This window comes from Galbibacter sp. L-19 (genome assembly GCF_056857615.1).
The window spans coordinates 1-19,391 of record NZ_JBSXNL010000066.1 but is presented as its reverse complement, the minus strand read 5'-3'; the positions used below and the strand labels follow the sequence as shown (position 1 = coordinate 19,391).

The window sequence follows — 19,391 nt, the reverse complement described above, 5'->3', positions numbered from 1 at the left end:
TTTTTAAATAATTTCTTGAGATATCTATTTTTTATTTTGTTCTATCCATTTTGAAGCAATTGGCCATACTTCTTCTGCAGCATTTCTTGACAAGAAGATACTGCTATGATTATAATTTTCTTTAAATCCACTTGATTTTGAACAAATAATAAATTTGTTTTTTTTATTATTAAACTCATTAAAAAATTTCTCACAGCCTTTTTGAGAAGCAATAAAATTATCTCCCTCTGCACAAATGGATAAAACAGGAACTCTTATTAATTTCATCAAATTAAGATAATCAACATTTGTCCTTCCTATAAATTCTACATTACAGCGTATTTAATACAGGTTTAAATCGCTATTCTTTAACCGAAGTATATATCAATTGCCCATCTAGCCAATTAACAATTGTAGCAAAAACATCTTCTCTGTCTAAATCGTTGTGAAGCTCGTGGTAGCCTCCTTTGTATAGTTTTAAAGTAATAAAATCGGATTGTTTAGCAAAGGCTTTACTTGCCCAGTGACTCGTAATATAATCTCCTGTTCCATGTAATAATAGCAAGGGCACTGCTAATTCTTTAGGATTATTAAGCACCCATTCTCCCCTTTTTATAAACGGTATTGAAAAATTTGGACTTATACGATTGTGAACTAATGGATCGTCATTATATTTTTCTACCTCCCTTTCGTCTCTAGAAATATACTTAGACTCAATACCACTGGGTAATGTTATAAAAGGTAAAATGTAATAAAATAACTTCCCAGCACTTAATTTCCATGAAGGTGGATCGAAAGCCATGCGTAAAAAAGGACTTGTAGTTATTACGCCTTGAATTTCATGCTTCCGTTTCATTGCATAATTTAAAACTACATTCCCTCCCATACTATGTCCATATAAAAAAGTAGGAAGACTAGAAAAGTTTTCTTCTTTGTGCTCAGAAACTGCATCGATAGTATCTAGAACTGCTTTATAACTTGGGCAATGCCCTCTCTTTCCTTCGGAATGTCCATGACCAAAATGGTCAAAACTATAAACTACATATCCAGCATGTACTAATTCCGGAATAACAGAGCCAGTATACCTACCGCTATGTTCGCCCATTCCATGAACTAAAATAACCACAGCTTTGGTTTGTTCTCCGTGCCAATATTGACCAAACAAACGCTTATTGTGACAATAAAAGTCGAAACCTTGATGTTGCATAAAAGATTAAGGGGTAATGGTTAGTTACCCCCTAAAATCGTAAATTGTAATGAAATACGCTATTATTGTGAGTATTATTTTTTCAAAGGATGTGCTTTTACTCCTTCATTTGTAATCTTCACAGGAAGAATATGTCCGTTTTTATCAAACTCCATAACTTCAATACAAGTTTCTCGAGAATCTCTTCCTTTTTCAGACATCGGGCGTCTGTGATAAACAATATAATAAGTGTCTTCATTCGGAACTTTTATTACAGAATGATGCCCTGCTCCGTTAGCAATTTCAGGATCTTGCTCAAGAATTTTATCCAGTCTTTTAAAAGGTCCCATTGGAGAATCTGCAATAGCATAGGCTACACTATAATCTGGACCAGTCCATCCTCCTTCAGACCACATAAAATAATATTTCCCATCTTTAATAAACATAAAAGGGCCTTCTACATACCCCTCTGGAGTTATTTCTTTAAAAATAGTCCCGTCTTCATAAGGCACAAAACCAGTAAAATCATCATTTAATTTAGCTATATTACAATGCTTCCAACCTCCATAGATTAAATAATATTGATCGTCTTTATCATGAAAAACAAATTGATCTATTGGCTGCGCTCCATTATGGAATTTTCCTATTAATGGTTTTCCTAATAAATCTTTATAAGGACCTTCAGGCTTATCTGCAACTGCAACCCCTATTCCACCTTCTTCATCATCATTCTGAATATCGTTAGCCCCAAAGAAGAGAAAGTATTTGTTATCCTTTTCTATTATAGATGGTGCCCAAACAGCTTTTTTTGCCCATTTTACAGCACTTGTATCTAAAACTTTTTCGTGTTTTGTCCAATTTACCAAATCGGGAGAAGAAAATGCATCAAAAAACACTTGGTCCTCATAAAGTGCTGAGTATGTAGGAAAAATCCAATATTCATCATTAAAAATAATTCCTTCTGGATCGGCATACCAACCAGGAAATACTGGATTGTTATTTTGGGCGGTTAAGGTGATTGTTACCATAGTGAATAAAGAAAAAAGTATTTTTTTCATTAGTAAAACGATTTAGTTAGCTACTTGTACTTAATCATATAAATACAAATACTTGGTTAATAGTTGTTTATTATTCCAGTGCTTTTCGCATTGCTTTAGCTTTAACTAAGCATTCTTCAAACTCAAGTTCTGGCTTAGACTTTGCTGTTATAGCACTTCCTGCGGAGAAAGATACATATCTTTTTTTATAATTGTAAAAAATACTTCTAATAATTACATTAAAGTCGAAATCGCCATTTGGAGCAAAATAACCAACGGCTCCACTGTACAATCCTCGTTTAGTTTCTTCTAATTTTTCAATAATCTTCATTGCAGAAAGTTTAGGAGCTCCCGTCATACTTCCCATCGGGAAAGCAACTTTTATAATATCTACAGGATGCGTTGTAGGAGCAACTTCAGCTTTAATGGTAGAAATCATTTGATGTACTTGCATAAAGGTATAAACCTTACATAATTCCTCTACCGTTACACTTCCTTTTAGTGCAACACGAGATAAATCGTTACGCACCAAATCTACAATCATTACATTTTCAGAACGCTCTTTGCTGTCGTTTTCCAAAGAAGATACTAATAAAGCGTCTTCTTCTTTATTTTCTGCTCTTCTTGCAGTTCCTTTTATAGGCTGCGATATAATTTGAGTTCCTTCTTTTCTAATATACCTCTCTGGAGATGCGGAGAGCAAGAATTTATCATCATGTTTTAAAAAGGTAGCAAAAGGAGGTTTGGAAATTTCATTTAAATTATAAAATGTTTTAATGGGGTTTATGGCAGTGTTCTCAATATAAAACTCCTGACAAAAATTAGCTTCATAAATATCTCCTCGATGAATATGAGCAAGCATCGTTTTTACTTTTTCGAGGTATTCTTCTTTTGGAATACGATGTTTAATAAGAAGGTCTTTTTTTTCCTCTAAAATCTCTTCTGCTGAAGTATTTTTAAGAATTTGCTGATAATCTTCTTCAATTTCATCGTCAATCATCCCTAAATAATGAAACTCTAAAACATTTCCCTTCAGAAATAATAAACGTTTAGGTTGAAAAAAATATAAATCGGGAAATTCCAAGCCATCAAAATTATTGGAGGCTAAGTTTTCAAGGTCATTCTTTAAATCATACGTAAGATAACCAAAAATCCAATCCTCGGTAACCGATTGATATTCTTTTAAATCCTCAAAAGCAGCATGATAATCTGTTTTAATGGAAGTAAAAGCTTCTACTGCCAACACAGCTTCATAACTACTGTGATTTTGTTTATAAAAGTTGCTATCTAGCCAAACCACTTCCTCAAAAGAAGAAGCCCAAGAAAGAAGATTTCTTTTAAACAGTTCAATATCGTGTATATTAAATTGTTTAATAGTTCTATTCATATATAAATAGGAGTTTTTTATTTAATAGATTCATCTTATCTTAACTTTTTCTATTACCCACAAAATAGTCATTTTACCCTCTAATTTTGTATTTTCATCAAACCGTAACACTGCTATGCTTTTTCAAAAATACTTCAATCAACTACCTCGGGGCAAGCCCACAAGGTATTCAAAGGAAACAAATTTAATTCATTTCGACGCAGAGCCCTTCGGTAAACTCAGCACAGGCTCTGGGGAATTAGACCCTCTATGAGGGATTAAAGAATAAAAGCACTATGTATCGCTCAAACACAAAAAGTCAAGATAAATTCAATGTTACAAATTTAACAAACTATAGGGTTTTTAATCTAATTATTATTCATAATATTGTATTATAATTCTAAGCAAAAGAACGAATACTTGCGAAATGCAAAAAGTAATTAAAAAAATACAAACCATCTTAAGAGCGTTGTTTACTACAACTACTCCTTCTTATGTATTGGTTCCTGTACGCCACGTTCGCTTTCCTCGTCGTCGCCCGTAAGGGTGTTACGATTTTATGGAGTTAGGTGTGTCCAACTCCCCTCTTAAAAACAAATCATTTTTCAATATTATTAATTTTTAATTCAGTAATTGAATGCAAATACTTATTGCAAACGATACGCACATACCATATGCACAGACAATCTGTGATACCATTGATGAGTCCGCTAGACAGCGTGGCACTGGTATTGCAAAACGTACTCCTGAGTATATAACAACCAAAATTCAGAATGGTAATGCGGTAATTGCTTTGGAAGGTAATGAATTCGCTGGATTTTGCTACATTGAAACATGGGGCCATGGAAAATTTGTAGCCAATTCAGGGCTAATTGTTCATCCAGATTTTAGAGGTCAAGGTTTGGCTACTAAAATTAAAAATAAAGTTTTTGAACATAGTAGAACTAAATTTCCAGATGCTAAAATCTTTGGTATTACTACAGGTTTGGCAGTCATGAAAATTAACTACGACCTTGGTTATGAACCCGTAACATTCTCAGAATTAACAGACGATCCTAGCTTTTGGAATGGCTGTAAAACATGTAAAAACTTCGATATTCTTACTAGAAACGAAGGGAAAATGTGCTTATGTACTGGAATGTTATACGATCCTGTTGAAAAAGAACAGAAAAAACAGAAACATAAATACGATTCTAAAGTATTTACCCGATTAAAAAGTATTAAACAGACGTTGTTTCTTAAAAAAGAAAAAGATAATAAAAAATAAAACCTACGGAATAGCAACCGAAGAAAATAAAAATAAAGAATGAAAAAATTAGTATTAGCATACAGTGGAGGGTTAGACACCTCGTATTGCGCAAAACATCTATCTGAAAATGGTTACGAAGTACACGCTGTAAGTGTTAACACAGGAGGATTCTCTAAAGAAGAAATTAAAAACATAGAACAGAAAGCTCTAGCGCTTGGTGCTAGTAGTTATACCTCTTTAGATGCCGTACAAACTTTTTATGATAAGGTTGTAAAATATCTTATCTACGGAAATGTACTAAAAAACAATACATACCCGCTTTCTGTTAGTGCAGAAAGAATTGTTCAAGCTATTGAAATTGTAAATTTTGCTAAAGAAAATAAAGCACAATATATTGCCCACGGAAGTACAGGTGCAGGGAACGACCAAGTTCGTTTTGATATGATTTTTCAAATTCTAGCTCCAGAAATAGAGATTATTACTCCTATTAGAGATAATAAACTTTCTAGACAGGAAGAAATTGATTTCTTAAAATCTAAAGGCGTAAATATGGAGTGGGAAAAAGCCAAATACTCCATAAATAAAGGACTTTGGGGAACCAGTGTTGGAGGTGATGAAACGCTTACTTCTCACCTATCACTTCCTAACGAAGCTTACCCGAGTCAGTTAGAAAACATGGGGAGTCAAAAAATTAAATTAAGTTTTACCAAAGGAGAATTAACAGCAATTGATGGTAAGAAAGACAAAGCCATCAACCTAATTGAAAAGCTTGATAAAATTGCTTCCTCATTTGCAATAGGTAGAGATATCCACGTAGGAGATACTATTATTGGAATTAAAGGAAGAGTAGGTTTTGAAGCTGCTGCTCCTATGGTTATTATCAAAGCTCACCATACCCTAGAAAAGCACGTGCTTACTAAATGGCAACAACAACATAAAGATTATTTGGCAAATTGGTACGGAATGTTACTTCATGAAGGGAATTATTTAGATGAAGTAATGAGAAATATCGAAGCCTTTTTAACCGATGCTCAAAAAAATGTTACTGGAGATGTTTGGGTAACATTATTTCCATATAGATTTTTTGTTGACGGAATAAAATCTGACCACGATTTGATGAATGCCAAATTTGGAAGCTATGGAGAGATGAACAAGGGTTGGAGTGCAGATGAAGCAAAAGGATTTATTAAAATTAACGCTAACGCAGCCAAAATTCATCAAGCAGTAAATAATAAGTAGTTGAAAGTTGAAGGTTGAAAAGTTAAGGTTTTTGGGTTTTACAGCTAAACAGTTAGACAGATCAGCAATTAAACATTTCAACAGCTAAACAACTCATCATAATAATAAAAAAATGATTAAAGCAGGAATTATAGGAGGTTCGGGATATACTGGAGGAGAACTGATACGAATTTTAATAAATCACCCACAAGTAGAAATTGACTTTGTGTACAGCACCACTCGCGCTGAAAAACCAGTTACCGATGCACATGAAGACCTATTGGGGGCAACCGATTTAAAATTTACAGGAACTATCAACCCAAAAGTAGATGTCCTCTTTTTATGTCTTGGTCACGGAAATTCTAAAGCTTTTTTAGATACGCATACATTTTCAGACAACACTAAGGTTATTGATTTAAGTAATGATTTTAGACTGAAAAATGATGCAACTTACAATGGGAGAAAGTTTGTTTATGGCTTACCAGAATTACAAAAAGAAGCTATTAAGAATGCAAACAATATAGCAAATCCTGGATGCTTTGCAACAGCCATACAGCTTGCTTTGCTCCCATTGGCAAAAAATAACCTATTAACAGAAGATATTCATATCAATGCTGTTACTGGGAGTACTGGAGCTGGAGTATCTCCTTCTGCAACCTCACATTTTAGTTGGAGAAACAACAACATATCTTGGTACAAACCTTTTACACACCAACATTTAGGAGAGATCAATCAAAGCATTGTGAGTCTCCAAGACAACCAACCAAATATTTTTATGTTACCACAACGTGGGAATTTTACAAAAGGGATTTTTGTAACATCTTACCTTAAATTTGAAAATAGTTTGGAAGAAACTTGGAATTTATACGAGGATTTTTATGTTATAGATCCGTTCACACATTTATCGGAAAAGGAAGTTCACTTAAAACAGGTTATTAATACTAACAATTGTTTTATACATCTTCATAAGCACGAAGACGTGCTGCTAATCACTAGTGTCATAGATAATTTAATAAAAGGCGCCTCTGGACAGGCAGTACAAAACATGAACTTACTTTTCGGTTTTAATGAAAGTGACGGACTAAATTTAAAAGGAAGTTATTTCTAAAAACTAAAAACAAAACAAATGAAAGTTACCGTTATTGGATCAGGAAATCTAGGAAAATCAATCATTACCGGAATTGCATCCAGCGATTTATTTGATTCAAAGAACATCTTAGTAGCAGACAAATCAGATGAGAATCTGGAAATTATTAAAAAACAAGCTGGCGTATCTGTTACGTCCGACAATATTAAAGCAGTAAAAGAGTCTAAATGGGTAATACTTTGTATTCAGCCTAGAATTCTTAAAATTGTTCTTAATGAAATTAAAAATCACATTACAGATGATCAAATTTTAATTTCAACCGTTACAGGAGTTTCTATTAGCGAAATCAATGAAATTGTTCCAAACAATAAAGTGATTAGAGCTATGCCAAATACTGCTGCAGTAAAACTACAATCTATGTCGTTTATCTGTGCTGATAACATAGAGCATGAAGATGTACATTTTGTAGAAAAAATGTTTGGAACCATTGGTAAAACAATGATAATTGAAGAGCGTTTAATGCAAGCTGCAACTGTACTTGGAGCTAGTAGTACTGCTTTTTTCTTACGTTTCTTACGTGCATTAACACAAGGAGGTGTACAAATGGGATTCCACCCTCACGAAGCGCAAGAAATTTCAGCACAAGTAGCTATTGGTGCAGCAGCATTAATTGAAGATGGTACACATGCCGAAGTTGAAGTAGATAATGTAACTACACCAATGGGTTGTACTATTGAAGGATTAAATGCCATGGAGCATAACGGATTAAGTTCTGCAGTAATAAAAGGTATTATGGCAGCTTACAAAAGAATTAGTGATATTAATTAACCTTTGTATAACTGAAAGTTAAAACGAGTTCATTAACAAATTTTATAACATTACTTAAGAACAACGTTATATACTATCAGTTTTACAAAAAATACAAACTTTCAATACAATAAATGAAACTGTTTGATGTTTATCCATTATACAACGTTACTCCTGAGAAAGGAGAAGGCGTTTACGTTTACGATGAAAAAGGGCAAAAATATTTAGATCTTTACGGAGGTCATGCTGTTATTTCAATTGGTCATGCGCATCCTACTTATGTAGAACGAATTACCGAACAAGTAAACAAACTTGGCTTCTACTCCAACGCCATTCAAAATCCACTTCAAGTGGAATTGGCAGAAAAGTTAGGAAGGCTTTCTAATTGCGAGGAATACAATTTATTTCTTTGTAATTCTGGAGCAGAAGCCAATGAAAATGCATTAAAATTAGCCTCTTTTCACACCAATAAAAAGCGGGTTATAGCTTTTAAAAATGCATTTCATGGAAGAACATCTGCTGCAGTAGCAGCTACAGACAATGGAGCTATCAATGCTCCAATTAATAATCAGCACAGCGTCACAACATTCCTTCCTTTTAACCAACTTCACTCTTTAGATTATGAATTAGCGTTCGGTGACGTTTGTGCGGTTATTATAGAGCCTATTCAAGGTGTTGGAGGTTTAGACGAACCTACCACAGAATTTCTTCAAGGCGTTCAACAATTATGTAAAAAATATAATGTTGTTTTGATTTTAGATGAAATTCAATCTGGATATGGAAGAAGCGGAAAATTCTTCGCTTTCCAACATCATGACATAGAACCTGACATAATAACAGTTGCTAAAGGTATGGGAAATGGATTTCCAATTGGAGGCGTATTAATCCATCCTAGATTTGAAGCTAAGTATGGAATGCTGGGCACCACCTTTGGGGGCAATCATTTGGCATGTGCCGCTGCCCTTGCAGTTCTAGAGGTTATCGAAAATGAAAAATTGATTGATAATGTGAACGAAATTTCTGCTTATTTTATTGAAAAAGCCAAGAAAATCAAGAGTTTACAAAAACTTAAAGGTAGAGGATTGATGCTTGGTATGGAGTTTGAACAAAATGTATCAGAAATAAGAAAAGAGCTTATTTACGAGAAAAAAATATTTACAGGCGGCTCGTCAAATAAGAACTTATTAAGAATTTTACCGCCATTAACGATTGGAAAACATCATATAGACACTTTTTTAAATTCGTTGTCTGATGTTTTAAAAAATCAAAACTTGTAATGAATAAAATACTAACAATTTCCGAAAGAAATAATGTATTATTAACGATGGCAGATCTTATCCGAGAGGAAAAAGAGGCTATCATAAAACAAAACAAGAAAGACCTAGACGGCTACAATGGCGATGATCTCGCTATGGAAGACCGACTAAAAGTTGATGATGCCAAAATTGATGGGATGATAGCATCTTTAGAAGAATTGGCATCGCAAGCTGATCCTTTAGGAAAAGAGCGTTTCCATTTCAAGCATGATAACGGAATGGATGTTTACAACAAAACAGCTCCTTTCGGTACTATCATGATTATTTATGAATCTAGACCTGATGTAACAGTAGAAGCAGCTGGAATTGCTTTTAAATCGGGTAACAAGATATTATTAAAAGGAGGAAAAGAATCTTTAAATTCAAATCTTTTAATCGTAGATTTATGGCATAGAGCCATGAAGAAACATGGTGTTTCTACTGTGTGGGTTGAATATTTACAGTTCAACCGTCAGGAAACACAAGCGTTCCTTGAAAACCCAACACAACAGATAGACCTTATTGTCCCAAGAGGAGGAGAACGTTTAATTCAGTTTGTAAAAGAAAACGCAAACTGTCCTGTTATTGTTAGTGGGAGAGGAAATAACTTTGTTTATGTTCATAAAGATGCAGACCTAGATTTAGCGTTAAAAGTAATTATTAATGCTAAAACTGCTAAGATTTCTGCATGTAATGCTTTAGACAAAGTATTAATAGATACCAACCTGCCTAATTATAAAGAGTTTGTAAAAACACTTCTTAATAAATTAGCAGAATTTAAAGTTGATGTTCATGTAGATCAAGAACTCTCGGATATGGAAAATGTTACCGTTATAACAGATGACGCCATATGGTATGAAGAATTCTTGGATTATAAAATCGTAATTGGAGTTATCAATTCTGAAGAAAATGCTATTGCCAAAATAAATAAATATTCTGGTGGGCATTCTGCTTCAATCATTACCAAAGACAATGGTGTTGCAGAAGAGTTTATGGCTACTGTAGATACAGCAGCTGTATACCATAATGCTTCAACTAGATTTACCGATGGATCTCAATTAGGTCTTGGTGGAGAGTTGGCAATTAGTACAGATAAGTTACATCAGCGTGGTCCAATTGGCCTTGAGCATTTGGTTACCAATAAATGGTATATCCACGGTGACGGACAAATAAGATAATATAATTCAGAATAATTTCAATAAATAACCGAATTGTAATAACGCTCAATAGGTGAGCATTTACATTTATAACATAACTAAAAACAAAAAAATGAGTAAGCCCGAAAAAAAGAAGAAAAGAATTCTTTTAAAAATAGGATCTAATACGCTTACAAAAGAATCTGACCAAATATCTAGAGGTAAATTAGAAGATATTGGTCGCCAAATCGCAGCACTTCAAGACGATTACGAGTTTGTAATTGTAAGTTCTGGTGCTAAAGTGGTTGCTAAGCAGTTTGTAAACTTAGAAAGCACTTATAGCGAAGATATTAACGTGAAACAAGCCTTGACCTCTATTGGTCAGCCTCACTTAATCCGTATTTTTCAAGAAAGTTTTAGAGAATTAGGATTATTGGCTTCACAATGCCTTCTTTCTTATTCTGATTTTGAAAAAGATGTTTCTAAAGAGAACATTGTAAACACCATTAATATTTTAGTTGATAATGGATACATTCCAATTATTAATGAAAATGATACGGTAGCTACCGATGAAATTCAATTTGGAGACAATGATAAATTAGCAGCTTTGACTGCTGCTTTATTGAAGGTAGATTTATTGATTATTGCAACAAATACCAATGGTATTTATACAAAGGAGTCTTTTGCAGAAGGCTCTCCAGAAACTATTGAAGAAGTAGATAATTTCTCCGACCTTAAAAAAGAGGTGATGGACGATACTAAGTCTTCTCATGGTACTGGAGGGATGAGCTCAAAAGTAATTGCTTTGGAAATTGCCAACAAAGCAAATATAGAAACATGGATTGTAAATGGTTTAGAAGATAATTTCATCTTAAATACTATTAACGACAACACTCCTTATACTAAAATTGAATGATATTTTAAATCCCTCATTGAGGGTTTTATTTCCCAGAGCCTGTCCTGAATTTTCTGAAGGGTTCTACGCCGAAATGGATAAAATATAAGTATAAGTAAATAACGCCTGTAAAGTAAATATTAGCATATTTTTAAATATGAAAGCAAAACTTTCGGGCGTTTTTTATGTCATTTTTCCAACTAAAAATGAAAGAAACAACCAAAAAAAGAATTGTTCTTAAAATAGGTTCCAATACCTTAACTCGAGAGACCAACCATATTTCTCGTGGAAAAATTGAAGATATTGCTCGTCAAATTGCTGTTTTAAAAGACACCTATGAGTTTATTATTGTAAGCTCTGGCGCTATTGCAGCAGCCAAACAATTTGTAAATTTAGAGAGTAATGGAAAAGAAATCTACGTAAAGCAAGCCTTAGCTTCTATAGGGCAATTGCATCTCATGCGTATTTATCAGGAGAATTTTAGAGAGCTTGGACTGTTAATTTCCCAATGCCTCCTCTCCTATTCAGATTTCAAGAGTAAAACTTCCAAAGAAAATATTGTAAACACTATAAATATTTTATTGGAAAATGACTATATACCAATTATCAATGAGAATGATACAGTAGCTACCGATGAAATAAAATTTGGAGATAACGATAAACTTGCTGCCTTAACAGCAGAATTATTAACAGCAGATTTGTTAATAATTGCTACCAATACCGATGGGATTTATACCAAAAAATCGATGCTAGAAAACAAGCCACAAACTATTAAAGAAGTTATTGGTTTTGAAAGTTTAATAAATGAAGTAGCAGATGGAAAATCTTCTCACGGAACTGGAGGTATGAAATCTAAAGTCGATGCTGTGGAAATAGCAACTTCAGCAGGAATTGAAACATGGATTGTAAACGGACTCAAAGAGAATTTTATTACAAATGCTGTTCATAATTTAATCCCATATACTACAATAAAACCAAAATAAATTGCTTCCTTTTATTCTGAAAAAGGAAAAATAAAATAAAAAACAAATGAAACAGTTTTTAGATTTAGAAGACATTCAAAACGTACCGAACTTAATAGAAAAAGCAATAGCTTTAAAAACAAACCCTTTTGCTCATAAAGAATTAGGAAATAATAAAAGTATAGGATTATTATTTTTTAATTCTAGTTTACGTACACGATTAAGTACGCAAAAGGCGGCTCAAAACTTAGGAATGGACGTAATGATTATGAATCTAAACTCGGATGGCTGGGGATTAGAGTTTGAAGATGGAAGCGTAATGAATGCTAACACCGCAGAACATATAAAAGAAGCTGCTGCTGTAATTTCTCAATATGTAGATATTATCGCGCTTCGTGCTTTTCCTTCGTTAACAGACAAGAAAAAGGATGAAGAGGAACAAATTATTAAAAGTTTTCAGAAATATGCCTCTGTTCCAGTTGTAAACATGGAAAGTGCAACTGCACACCCTTTACAAGCCCTAACTGATGCTATTACTATTACTGAATTTAAACAAAAAAATCGCCCAAAAGTAGTATTAACATGGGCACCGCATCCACGTGCTTTACCACATGCCGTTCCAAATTCTTTTGCTAAAATGATGCAAATGATAGCTGTGGATTTTGTAATAACACATCCTAAGGGTTATGAATTAAATCCAGAAATTACTAAAAACACCCCAATTATATACAATCAAGAAGAAGCTTTAAAGGGAGCCGATTTTGTGTATGCAAAAAATTGGAGTAGTTATAATGACTACGGACAAATAAAAAGCACAGATGAAAACTGGATGGTAACAAAAAGTAAACTTCAGACTGCTAAATTTATGCATTGTTTACCAGTAAGACGTAATGTTATTGTTGCAGATGAAGTGCTGGACAGCAATCAGTCTTTAGTAATTCAGCAAGCAAATAACAGAACCTATGCAGCTCAAGCTGTTCTAAAAGAGATTTTGGAGAATAGATAAAGGAAGTGGCAAAGTGGCAAAGTGGCAAAGTGGCAAAGTGGCAAAGTGGCAAAGTAAATGTATTAAATCTGGTGAGAAATAAAAACGTTAGGAGAAACAATTCTGGAGCAATCATCAAAATACTAAAATAATTTTGAACCTCTGAACCTCTGAACCTTAAAAAATATAAAATGAAAGTATCAATCATAAAAATAGGCGGTAATTTAATAGAAGATGAATCTGTATTAAAAAAAGTATTGCAGAATTTTGCTAGACTGGAAGGTGCAAAAATTCTTGTTCATGGTGGTGGGAAACTAGCTACACAGGTTTCAGAAAAATTAGGAATCGCTACACAAATGGTAGATGGAAGAAGAATTACAAACCGCGAGACATTGGATGTAATTACCATGGTTTATGGCGGACTCGTAAATAAAACTATTGTTGCCAACTTACAATCTCTTAATTGCAACGCTTTAGGATTGTCTGGTGCAGACCTAAATAGCATCAAATCGGTAAAAAGGCCTGTAAAAACTCACGATTTTGGTTTTGTGGGGGATGTTACAGCCGTTAATTCCGAAATGTTTTCGTTACTCTTAAACAATAATATAACGCCAGTTTGTTGTGCTATTTCTCACGATGGAAACGGACAATTATTTAACACCAATGCCGATACTATTGCTTCTGAAATTGCAATTGCCTTAGCTAAAAATTTTGAAGTAGAACTCTACTATTGCTTTGAAAAAAAAGGTGTTTTACGTACCATAGAAGACGAAGATTCTGTAATAACAGATATCAATACAGAAATCTATCAAGCCTTAATTAAAGAAAATATTATAGCAGATGGAATGCTTCCTAAAATGCAGAATTGCTTTAATGCATTAGAAAGAAATGTATCAAAAGTATTTATAGGAAGTATAGATATGCTTTCTGAAGAAAATCAATTAAGGACAACAATAACATTGTAGCAAAGAGGCAAAGAGGCAAAGAGGCAAAGTAAATGTATTAAATCTGATGAGAAATAAAAACATATAGAACGTAGTGTTCAGTTAACAGAGCTCAGTTAGCAGTTATTTTGACCTTTGTAACAACATAATCTCGTAACAACGTAACTTTTAACTTTAAAACTTAAGAACAAAGTGGCAAAGTGGCAAAGTGGCAAAGTGGCAAAGTGGCAAAGTAAATGTATTAAATCTGATGAGAAATGAAAACATATAGAGCGTAGTGTTCAGTTAACAGAGCTCAGTTAGCAGTTATTTTGACCTTTGTAACAACATAATCTCGTAACAATGTAACTTTTAACTTTAAAACTTAAGAACAAAGTGGCAAAGTGGCAAAGTGGCAAAGTGGTAAAGTGGTAAAGTGGTAAAGTGGTAAAGTAAATGTATTAAATCTGGTGAGAAATGAAAACATATAGAGAGTTAATTGTATGGCAGAAATCAATGGAATTAGTAACCAAAAGTTATAAAATTTTCACTGACTTCCCTAAAGAAGAAGTATTTAGTTTAACATCACAACTCAAAAGATCTATTGTTTCTGTGCCATCAAACATAGCCGAAGGCTACGGAAGAGATAGTAAAAAAGAATATGTTCGTTTTCTGTACATTGCTATAAGTTCTTTATTTGAGTATCAAACACAAATAGAAATTGCTTACAACTTAAAATTTTATACTAAAGAAAAATTTAATAATCTATTTGAAGATTCAAGAGAAATTGAAAAAATGTTATCCTCGCTAATAAGAAAGCTAAAATAACTTTGCCCCTTTGCCCCTTTGAACCTCTGAGCCTTTGAGCCTTTGAGCCTTTGAGCCTTTGAACTTAAAAAAACAAATGTAACTTTCAAACTTAAACAATGACCATACAGCAACTTACACAAGAAGCCATAGACCTTTTGAAATCGCTAATTAGAACGCAATCTTTTTCTTCAGAAGAAGAGCAAACTGCTGCGCTTATAGAAAAATGGTTTCAGAGATACAACATTCCTTTTAAAAGAGAAAACAATAACATTTGGGCTTTTAATCAAGATTATACAGAAGGAAAGCCATTACTGCTATTAAATTCGCATCACGATACCGTAAAGCCGAATACCGCTTACACCAAAGATCCTTTTGATGCTCATATTGAAGACGGAAAATTGTATGGACTCGGGAGCAACGACGCTGGTGGATGTTTGGTATCCTTAATTGCCACATTTACATACTTCTATCAGCAGAAAAATTTAAATTATAATATTGTTATTGTAGCTTCTGCTGAAGAAGAGAGTTCAGGGCCAAAAGGACTTAATTCAGTATTAAAAAGTTTACCAGAAATTGAAGTTGCTATTGTAGGAGAACCTACATTGATGAATCTTGCAATTGCCGAAAAAGGACTGGTAGTTTTTGATGGTTTGGTAAAAGGAACTCCTAGTCATGCAGCACATCCAAACGATGATAATGCCATATACAAAACCATAAATGTTTTACAATGGTTTAAGGATTACAAATTTGAAAGGATCTCGGAAGTTTTAGGTCCGGTTAAAATGACAGTTACCCAAATTGAAGCTGGAAACCAACATAATGTGGTTCCTGCGGAAGTAAAATTGGTTATTGATGTACGTGTAAACGATAAATATAGTAATGAAGAGGTTTACAATACTTTAAAAGAATTAGCTCCATGCCAAGTAACCCCTCGCTCATTACGATTAAATTCATCTGCAATACCAAAAGAACATGCGTTGGTAAAAGCTGGAATTGAATTAGGAAGAGAAACTTACGGCTCTCCTACCCTTTCCGACCAAGCTACTTTGAGTTGCGCCTCGTTAAAACTAGGACCAGGAGATTCCACTCGTTCGCACTCGGCTAATGAATTTATTTATGTAAATGAAATAGAAGAAGGCATCGATTTATATATTAAATTATTAGAAAAGGTATTGTAAGTTGAGAGAGATTGAGAGATTGAGAGATTGAGAGATAAAAGGAATGATTTATATATTCAACAGTTAATTTGTAGCCGAAAAATGTTTGCTATCAGTAAATAAAAATTAATGCTTATAATAACTGTTATAAAACTTCTAACTCAAAAAAAAGTATCTTTGCTTTCGTCAATCAACTACCTCTAGGCAAGCCTACGAGGTAGTTAAAGGAAAATAATTTAATCCATTTCAACGTAAAGCAATTCAGTAAACTCAGGATAGGCTCTGGGGAATAAAACCCTCAATGAGGGATTTAAAAGAAATAAAAACAATAAAATATAGACCATGAAACTTTGGGACAAAGGTTTTTCTACAGATAAAAAAATAGATATTTTCACAGTTGGTTCAGACAGAGAACTCGACTTAGTTATTGCCAAGTATGATGTGTTAGCATCTATAGCACATGCAAAAATGCTGCATAAAATTGGTTTAATTACTGAAAAAGAAGCTATTAACTTAGTAAAAGAGTTAGAAAACATAGGAGAAACCGTTAAAAATGGTACTTTTTCAATCGACGATAATTTTGAAGATGCACATTCAAAAATAGAGTTCCTTTTAACTGAAAAATTAGGAGATACAGGAAAACGAATTCATACAGCACGTTCTAGAAACGATCAAGTTTTAGTGGCAGTTAATTTATATTTAAAAGCCGAATTAGAACAAATAAAGAATAATACTAAAGAGCTCTTTGATGTTTTAATGGATCTGGCAGAGACACATAAAAAAACCTTATTACCAGGGTACACACACCTACAAATTGCCATGCCTTCTTCCTTTGGATTATGGTTTTCTGCTTATGCGGAAAGCTTGATAGACGATTTATATTTTATTGATGCCGCACATAAAATTGTAGATCAAAACCCACTTGGAAGTGCTGCTGGCTATGGGAGCTCCTTCCCTATTGATCGGGATTTTACTACCAAAGAATTAGCTTTTGAAACACTAAAATATAATGTTGTAGCTGCGCAAATGAGTCGTGGGAAATCTGAAAAAAGTACTGCCTTTGGATTGAGTAGCATTGCTGCCACACTTTCTAAAATGTCTATGGATATTTGTTTGTATATGAGTCAGAATTTCGATTTCATAACCTTTCCAGATGAGCTAACTACAGGTTCAAGCATTATGCCGCATAAAAAAAACCCAGATGTTTTTGAGCTTATTCGAGGAAAATGTAACAAAATACAAGCAGTTCCTAACCAACTAGCTATGCTTACTACCAATTTACCAAGTGGTTACCATAGAGATTTACAGCTAACTAAAGAGATTATAGTTCCTGCCATTCAAGAATTAAAATCGTGTTTAGAAATGCTTACATTTTCTATTAAAAACATCATAGTAAAAGAAAATATTTTAGATGATAAAAAGTACGATTACCTTTTTAGTGTAGACACTTTAAATGATTTGGTGTTAAATGGGATGCCATTTAGAGATGCTTATAAGCAAATGGGAGAAGAAATACAGCGAGGGGAATTCACTCCAAAAAAAGATATTTCTCATAGTCACAAAGGCAGTTTAGGGAATTTATGCCTAGATGAAATTAAAGCGAAAATGGAAAAGCTGTTTTAGTAATCTGAATATTAGTATCTTTAATTTCTCATAGAGGTCTGATTCTCAAAAAGCTTATACCATATTTGTTCAAGGGGTCTGCGTCAATATGAGTTATATTTATTTGATTAACATCCCTCATGGACTCCCCCGAAGTAGTTGATTTATCATTCTAAAAAAGTTCGTATGAAAAAAAATATTAAAAATTCTCAATCGATATTTTTAACAACTATTGTTTTTAGTTTTTTAATGCTTTTCCCTCTGTTAACTTATTCTCAAGCGGCTATTATAGCAGCTATATTTGGAGATAAAGTAGCTTCAGAAAAATTTAATTTAAGTATGGAAATAGGTGTTCCATTAACAAACTATAGTAATATAGAAGGGAATAAGCCTAATTTAGGATTCAATTTTGGGATTGCAGGAAATATTAAAATTAACGATTCTTGGTCGGTGAGTCCAACCGCCTATTTTTTGGCTAAAAGGAGTTTTGATATTAAGAATTTTTCTTTAGAAAGTCCAGATGCCCATTTAAATGAACTATACAATAATGTTCCAACAACTATAGAGCTCAACTATATTCAAATTCCTATTTTTATAAATTACAAAATCCCTAATTCTAAATTTAGAATTGGTTTAGCTCCTCAAGTATCGTTTAAACAAAATGTAGATGCTACATTTAGCTCTGAAATTGGAGAATTTGAACGAGCCGTAGGAATCCGAGTAAATAATATTGATTACGGATTAATAGCTAATTTGAGTTACTATTTACAATATAAGAGAAACGGGAAAGGTTTGTATGTAAGTTTACGTTACAACCAAGGTTTTACAGATGTTTTTAAAGATTCTTTTATTGAAGGAACAAATAGGAATCATTATTTATCTTTCAATATAAGCTTACCTTTTCTTACTGATGAATTGGCTCAGAAAAACCTAAATACGCAGCCAAAACCTTGATGCGTTAGAAGATAATAAACCATTTTAAAGCTTCATCAAAAAGTCCCTTTTATAGTTTTGCTTCGGCAATGACACTACATACATGTAGCTTGGTATTTTGTTTTATAATCTATAGCTTGATTTATATTTGAAAAAAGGGAATCATTTGGAATCGTTGGGTTCACCCCAAAAGATTTAAATATTTGCATTTCAGTTTGTTATAAAACACTATAAAGAAAGAATAAAAAGAGAAATAAAAAAAACCATTTTTTAACCAATAGTAATTAAGTTTAATATCAATGTGTCAAAATAGCTTCATCCTCTTTAAACAACTTAGTATAAATTTTATTTAAACTTTGCACTAGAAAAGAATGGAAAAATATGATGCGAAAAAACAGTTAATACTATTCAATAAATACCATCTAAAACAATATTTAAATCCTTTGGTATTCTATCTGCAAAATTCTCATTTAGTTTAATTCCCTGTTTCCAAACTTCATCACCACCCCAATACGGTGGAGCGATAAGGAATAATCCATCAACGTTTTTACGCATTCCGTTTTCTGATAGATATTTTAAAAGCATTGAGGCACCAAAAGAATAACTTATCAAAAATAAATCACCCTTAACAGAATAAATTTCTTTGTCAATACACTACTCCCCATCTGAAAGAAAAATTAAATATATAACTAAATATTTATGTCTTTATTCTTTTTGTATTATAAATTTGATTAGGTGTCACTTTTCCTATTTCACTATGCCTT

At 33.0% G+C, this 19,391-nt stretch carries 19 protein-coding genes; 14 read left to right on the top strand and 5 right to left on the bottom strand.

Features of this window, described 5'->3' with window-relative positions; translation table 11 throughout:
- Positions 1–24 precede the first annotated feature (24 nt).
- The 4 genes from AC13CQ_RS13250 to pabB all read right to left on the bottom strand — a co-directional run bounded on the left by AC13CQ_RS13250 (position 25) and on the right by pabB (position 3,589).
- Positions 25–267: a hypothetical protein gene (locus AC13CQ_RS13250; RefSeq protein ID WP_050989704.1), complete on the bottom strand. Its 243-nt coding sequence runs from the start codon at positions 265–267 to the stop codon at positions 25–27.
- 73 nt (positions 268–340) lie between these two features.
- The gene (locus AC13CQ_RS13245; protein WP_008615069.1) at positions 341–1,186 is read right to left on the bottom strand and encodes an alpha/beta hydrolase; all 846 of its coding nucleotides are present in this window, start codon (positions 1,184–1,186) and stop codon (positions 341–343) included.
- A gap of 74 nt (positions 1,187–1,260) precedes the next feature.
- A complete protein-coding gene (locus AC13CQ_RS13240) occupies positions 1,261–2,223 on the bottom strand; it encodes a glycoside hydrolase family 43 protein (RefSeq protein WP_008615070.1) in 963 nt (320 codons plus the stop codon).
- 70 nt (positions 2,224–2,293) lie between these two features.
- Entirely contained in the window at positions 2,294–3,589 is a 1,296-nt protein-coding gene (gene pabB, locus AC13CQ_RS13235) for an aminodeoxychorismate synthase component I (RefSeq protein WP_008615071.1), read from the bottom strand.
- A 616-nt stretch (positions 3,590–4,205) separates the two neighbouring features.
- Here pabB and AC13CQ_RS13230 point away from each other — a divergent pair.
- The 14 genes from AC13CQ_RS13230 (at position 4,206) to AC13CQ_RS13165 (ending at position 18,648) form a co-directional block, all read left to right on the top strand.
- Positions 4,206–4,835: a GNAT family N-acetyltransferase gene (locus AC13CQ_RS13230; protein ID WP_008615073.1), complete on the top strand. Its 630-nt coding sequence runs from the start codon at positions 4,206–4,208 to the stop codon at positions 4,833–4,835.
- Positions 4,836–4,874: 39 nt separating this feature from the next.
- Positions 4,875–6,056 (top strand): argininosuccinate synthase, encoded by a 1,182-nt coding sequence (gene argG / locus AC13CQ_RS13225; protein ID WP_008615075.1) that lies wholly within the window; start codon positions 4,875–4,877, stop codon positions 6,054–6,056.
- A 112-nt stretch (positions 6,057–6,168) separates the two neighbouring features.
- On the top strand, positions 6,169–7,143 hold the full coding sequence (argC, locus tag AC13CQ_RS13220; RefSeq protein WP_008615080.1) for an N-acetyl-gamma-glutamyl-phosphate reductase: 975 nt from the start codon (positions 6,169–6,171) through the stop codon (positions 7,141–7,143).
- An 18-nt stretch (positions 7,144–7,161) separates the two neighbouring features.
- Positions 7,162–7,950: a pyrroline-5-carboxylate reductase gene (proC, locus tag AC13CQ_RS13215; protein WP_008615081.1), complete on the top strand. Its 789-nt coding sequence runs from the start codon at positions 7,162–7,164 to the stop codon at positions 7,948–7,950.
- Positions 7,951–8,063: 113 nt separating this feature from the next.
- Positions 8,064–9,206 carry an aspartate aminotransferase family protein gene (locus AC13CQ_RS13210; RefSeq protein WP_008615082.1) on the top strand — a complete coding sequence of 381 codons (1,143 nt, stop codon included), beginning with the start codon at positions 8,064–8,066 and terminating at the stop codon, positions 9,204–9,206.
- Positions 9,206–10,402, top strand: a complete 1,197-nt coding sequence (locus AC13CQ_RS13205) for a glutamate-5-semialdehyde dehydrogenase (protein ID WP_008615083.1) — start codon at positions 9,206–9,208, stop codon at positions 10,400–10,402. The genes AC13CQ_RS13210 and AC13CQ_RS13205 overlap by 1 nt, the downstream gene beginning before the upstream one ends.
- A gap of 91 nt (positions 10,403–10,493) precedes the next feature.
- The gene (proB, locus tag AC13CQ_RS13200) at positions 10,494–11,276 is read left to right on the top strand and encodes a glutamate 5-kinase (protein ID WP_008615084.1); all 783 of its coding nucleotides are present in this window, start codon (positions 10,494–10,496) and stop codon (positions 11,274–11,276) included.
- A gap of 185 nt (positions 11,277–11,461) precedes the next feature.
- The gene (gene proB / locus AC13CQ_RS13195) at positions 11,462–12,238 is read left to right on the top strand and encodes a glutamate 5-kinase (protein WP_040879785.1); all 777 of its coding nucleotides are present in this window, start codon (positions 11,462–11,464) and stop codon (positions 12,236–12,238) included.
- Between the two features lie 46 nt (positions 12,239–12,284).
- Complete coding sequence (locus tag AC13CQ_RS13190) at positions 12,285–13,223, top strand: N-acetylornithine carbamoyltransferase (RefSeq protein WP_008615086.1); 939 nt, start codon at positions 12,285–12,287, stop codon at positions 13,221–13,223.
- Positions 13,224–13,393: 170 nt separating this feature from the next.
- Positions 13,394–14,167 (top strand): acetylglutamate kinase, encoded by a 774-nt coding sequence (gene argB / locus AC13CQ_RS13185; RefSeq protein ID WP_008615087.1) that lies wholly within the window; start codon positions 13,394–13,396, stop codon positions 14,165–14,167.
- 435 nt (positions 14,168–14,602) lie between these two features.
- The gene (locus AC13CQ_RS13180; protein ID WP_008615088.1) at positions 14,603–14,953 is read left to right on the top strand and encodes a four helix bundle protein; all 351 of its coding nucleotides are present in this window, start codon (positions 14,603–14,605) and stop codon (positions 14,951–14,953) included.
- A 98-nt stretch (positions 14,954–15,051) separates the two neighbouring features.
- Entirely contained in the window at positions 15,052–16,113 is a 1,062-nt protein-coding gene (locus tag AC13CQ_RS13175; protein ID WP_008615090.1) for a M20 family metallo-hydrolase, read from the top strand.
- A gap of 321 nt (positions 16,114–16,434) precedes the next feature.
- On the top strand, positions 16,435–17,715 hold the full coding sequence (argH, locus tag AC13CQ_RS13170) for an argininosuccinate lyase (RefSeq protein WP_008615091.1): 1,281 nt from the start codon (positions 16,435–16,437) through the stop codon (positions 17,713–17,715).
- 165 nt (positions 17,716–17,880) lie between these two features.
- Complete coding sequence (locus AC13CQ_RS13165) at positions 17,881–18,648, top strand: porin family protein (protein ID WP_008615092.1); 768 nt, start codon at positions 17,881–17,883, stop codon at positions 18,646–18,648.
- Between the two features lie 387 nt (positions 18,649–19,035).
- Here AC13CQ_RS13165 and AC13CQ_RS13160 read toward each other — a convergent pair whose 3' ends face one another.
- Positions 19,036–19,182, bottom strand: a complete 147-nt coding sequence (locus AC13CQ_RS13160) for a hypothetical protein (protein WP_157136694.1) — start codon at positions 19,180–19,182, stop codon at positions 19,036–19,038.
- Between the last annotated feature and the right edge of the window lie 209 nt (positions 19,183–19,391).

Bases quoted from the DNA above. Each gene is read 5' to 3' on its own strand.
- AC13CQ_RS13180 (WP_008615088.1), top strand. From the start codon at position 14,603: ATGAAAACATATAGAGAGTTAATTGTATGGCAGAAATCAATGGAATTA.
- AC13CQ_RS13160 (WP_157136694.1), bottom strand. From the start codon at position 19,182: ATGCGTAAAAACGTTGATGGATTATTCCTTATCGCTCCACCGTATTGG.
- AC13CQ_RS13175 (WP_008615090.1), top strand. From the start codon at position 15,052: ATGACCATACAGCAACTTACACAAGAAGCCATAGACCTTTTGAAATCG.
- AC13CQ_RS13165 (WP_008615092.1), top strand. From the start codon at position 17,881: ATGAAAAAAAATATTAAAAATTCTCAATCGATATTTTTAACAACTATT.
- AC13CQ_RS13250 (WP_050989704.1), bottom strand. From the start codon at position 267: ATGAAATTAATAAGAGTTCCTGTTTTATCCATTTGTGCAGAGGGAGAT.
- AC13CQ_RS13210 (WP_008615082.1), top strand. From the start codon at position 8,064: ATGAAACTGTTTGATGTTTATCCATTATACAACGTTACTCCTGAGAAA.
- proB (WP_008615084.1), top strand. From the start codon at position 10,494: ATGAGTAAGCCCGAAAAAAAGAAGAAAAGAATTCTTTTAAAAATAGGA.
- proB (WP_040879785.1), top strand. From the start codon at position 11,462: ATGAAAGAAACAACCAAAAAAAGAATTGTTCTTAAAATAGGTTCCAAT.
- AC13CQ_RS13190 (WP_008615086.1), top strand. From the start codon at position 12,285: ATGAAACAGTTTTTAGATTTAGAAGACATTCAAAACGTACCGAACTTA.
- pabB (WP_008615071.1), bottom strand. From the start codon at position 3,589: ATGAATAGAACTATTAAACAATTTAATATACACGATATTGAACTGTTT.
- argB (WP_008615087.1), top strand. From the start codon at position 13,394: ATGAAAGTATCAATCATAAAAATAGGCGGTAATTTAATAGAAGATGAA.
- argG (WP_008615075.1), top strand. From the start codon at position 4,875: ATGAAAAAATTAGTATTAGCATACAGTGGAGGGTTAGACACCTCGTAT.
- argH (WP_008615091.1), top strand. From the start codon at position 16,435: ATGAAACTTTGGGACAAAGGTTTTTCTACAGATAAAAAAATAGATATT.
- AC13CQ_RS13205 (WP_008615083.1), top strand. From the start codon at position 9,206: ATGAATAAAATACTAACAATTTCCGAAAGAAATAATGTATTATTAACG.
- argC (WP_008615080.1), top strand. From the start codon at position 6,169: ATGATTAAAGCAGGAATTATAGGAGGTTCGGGATATACTGGAGGAGAA.
- AC13CQ_RS13240 (WP_008615070.1), bottom strand. From the start codon at position 2,223: ATGAAAAAAATACTTTTTTCTTTATTCACTATGGTAACAATCACCTTA.
- proC (WP_008615081.1), top strand. From the start codon at position 7,162: ATGAAAGTTACCGTTATTGGATCAGGAAATCTAGGAAAATCAATCATT.
- AC13CQ_RS13245 (WP_008615069.1), bottom strand. From the start codon at position 1,186: ATGCAACATCAAGGTTTCGACTTTTATTGTCACAATAAGCGTTTGTTT.
- AC13CQ_RS13230 (WP_008615073.1), top strand. From the start codon at position 4,206: ATGCAAATACTTATTGCAAACGATACGCACATACCATATGCACAGACA.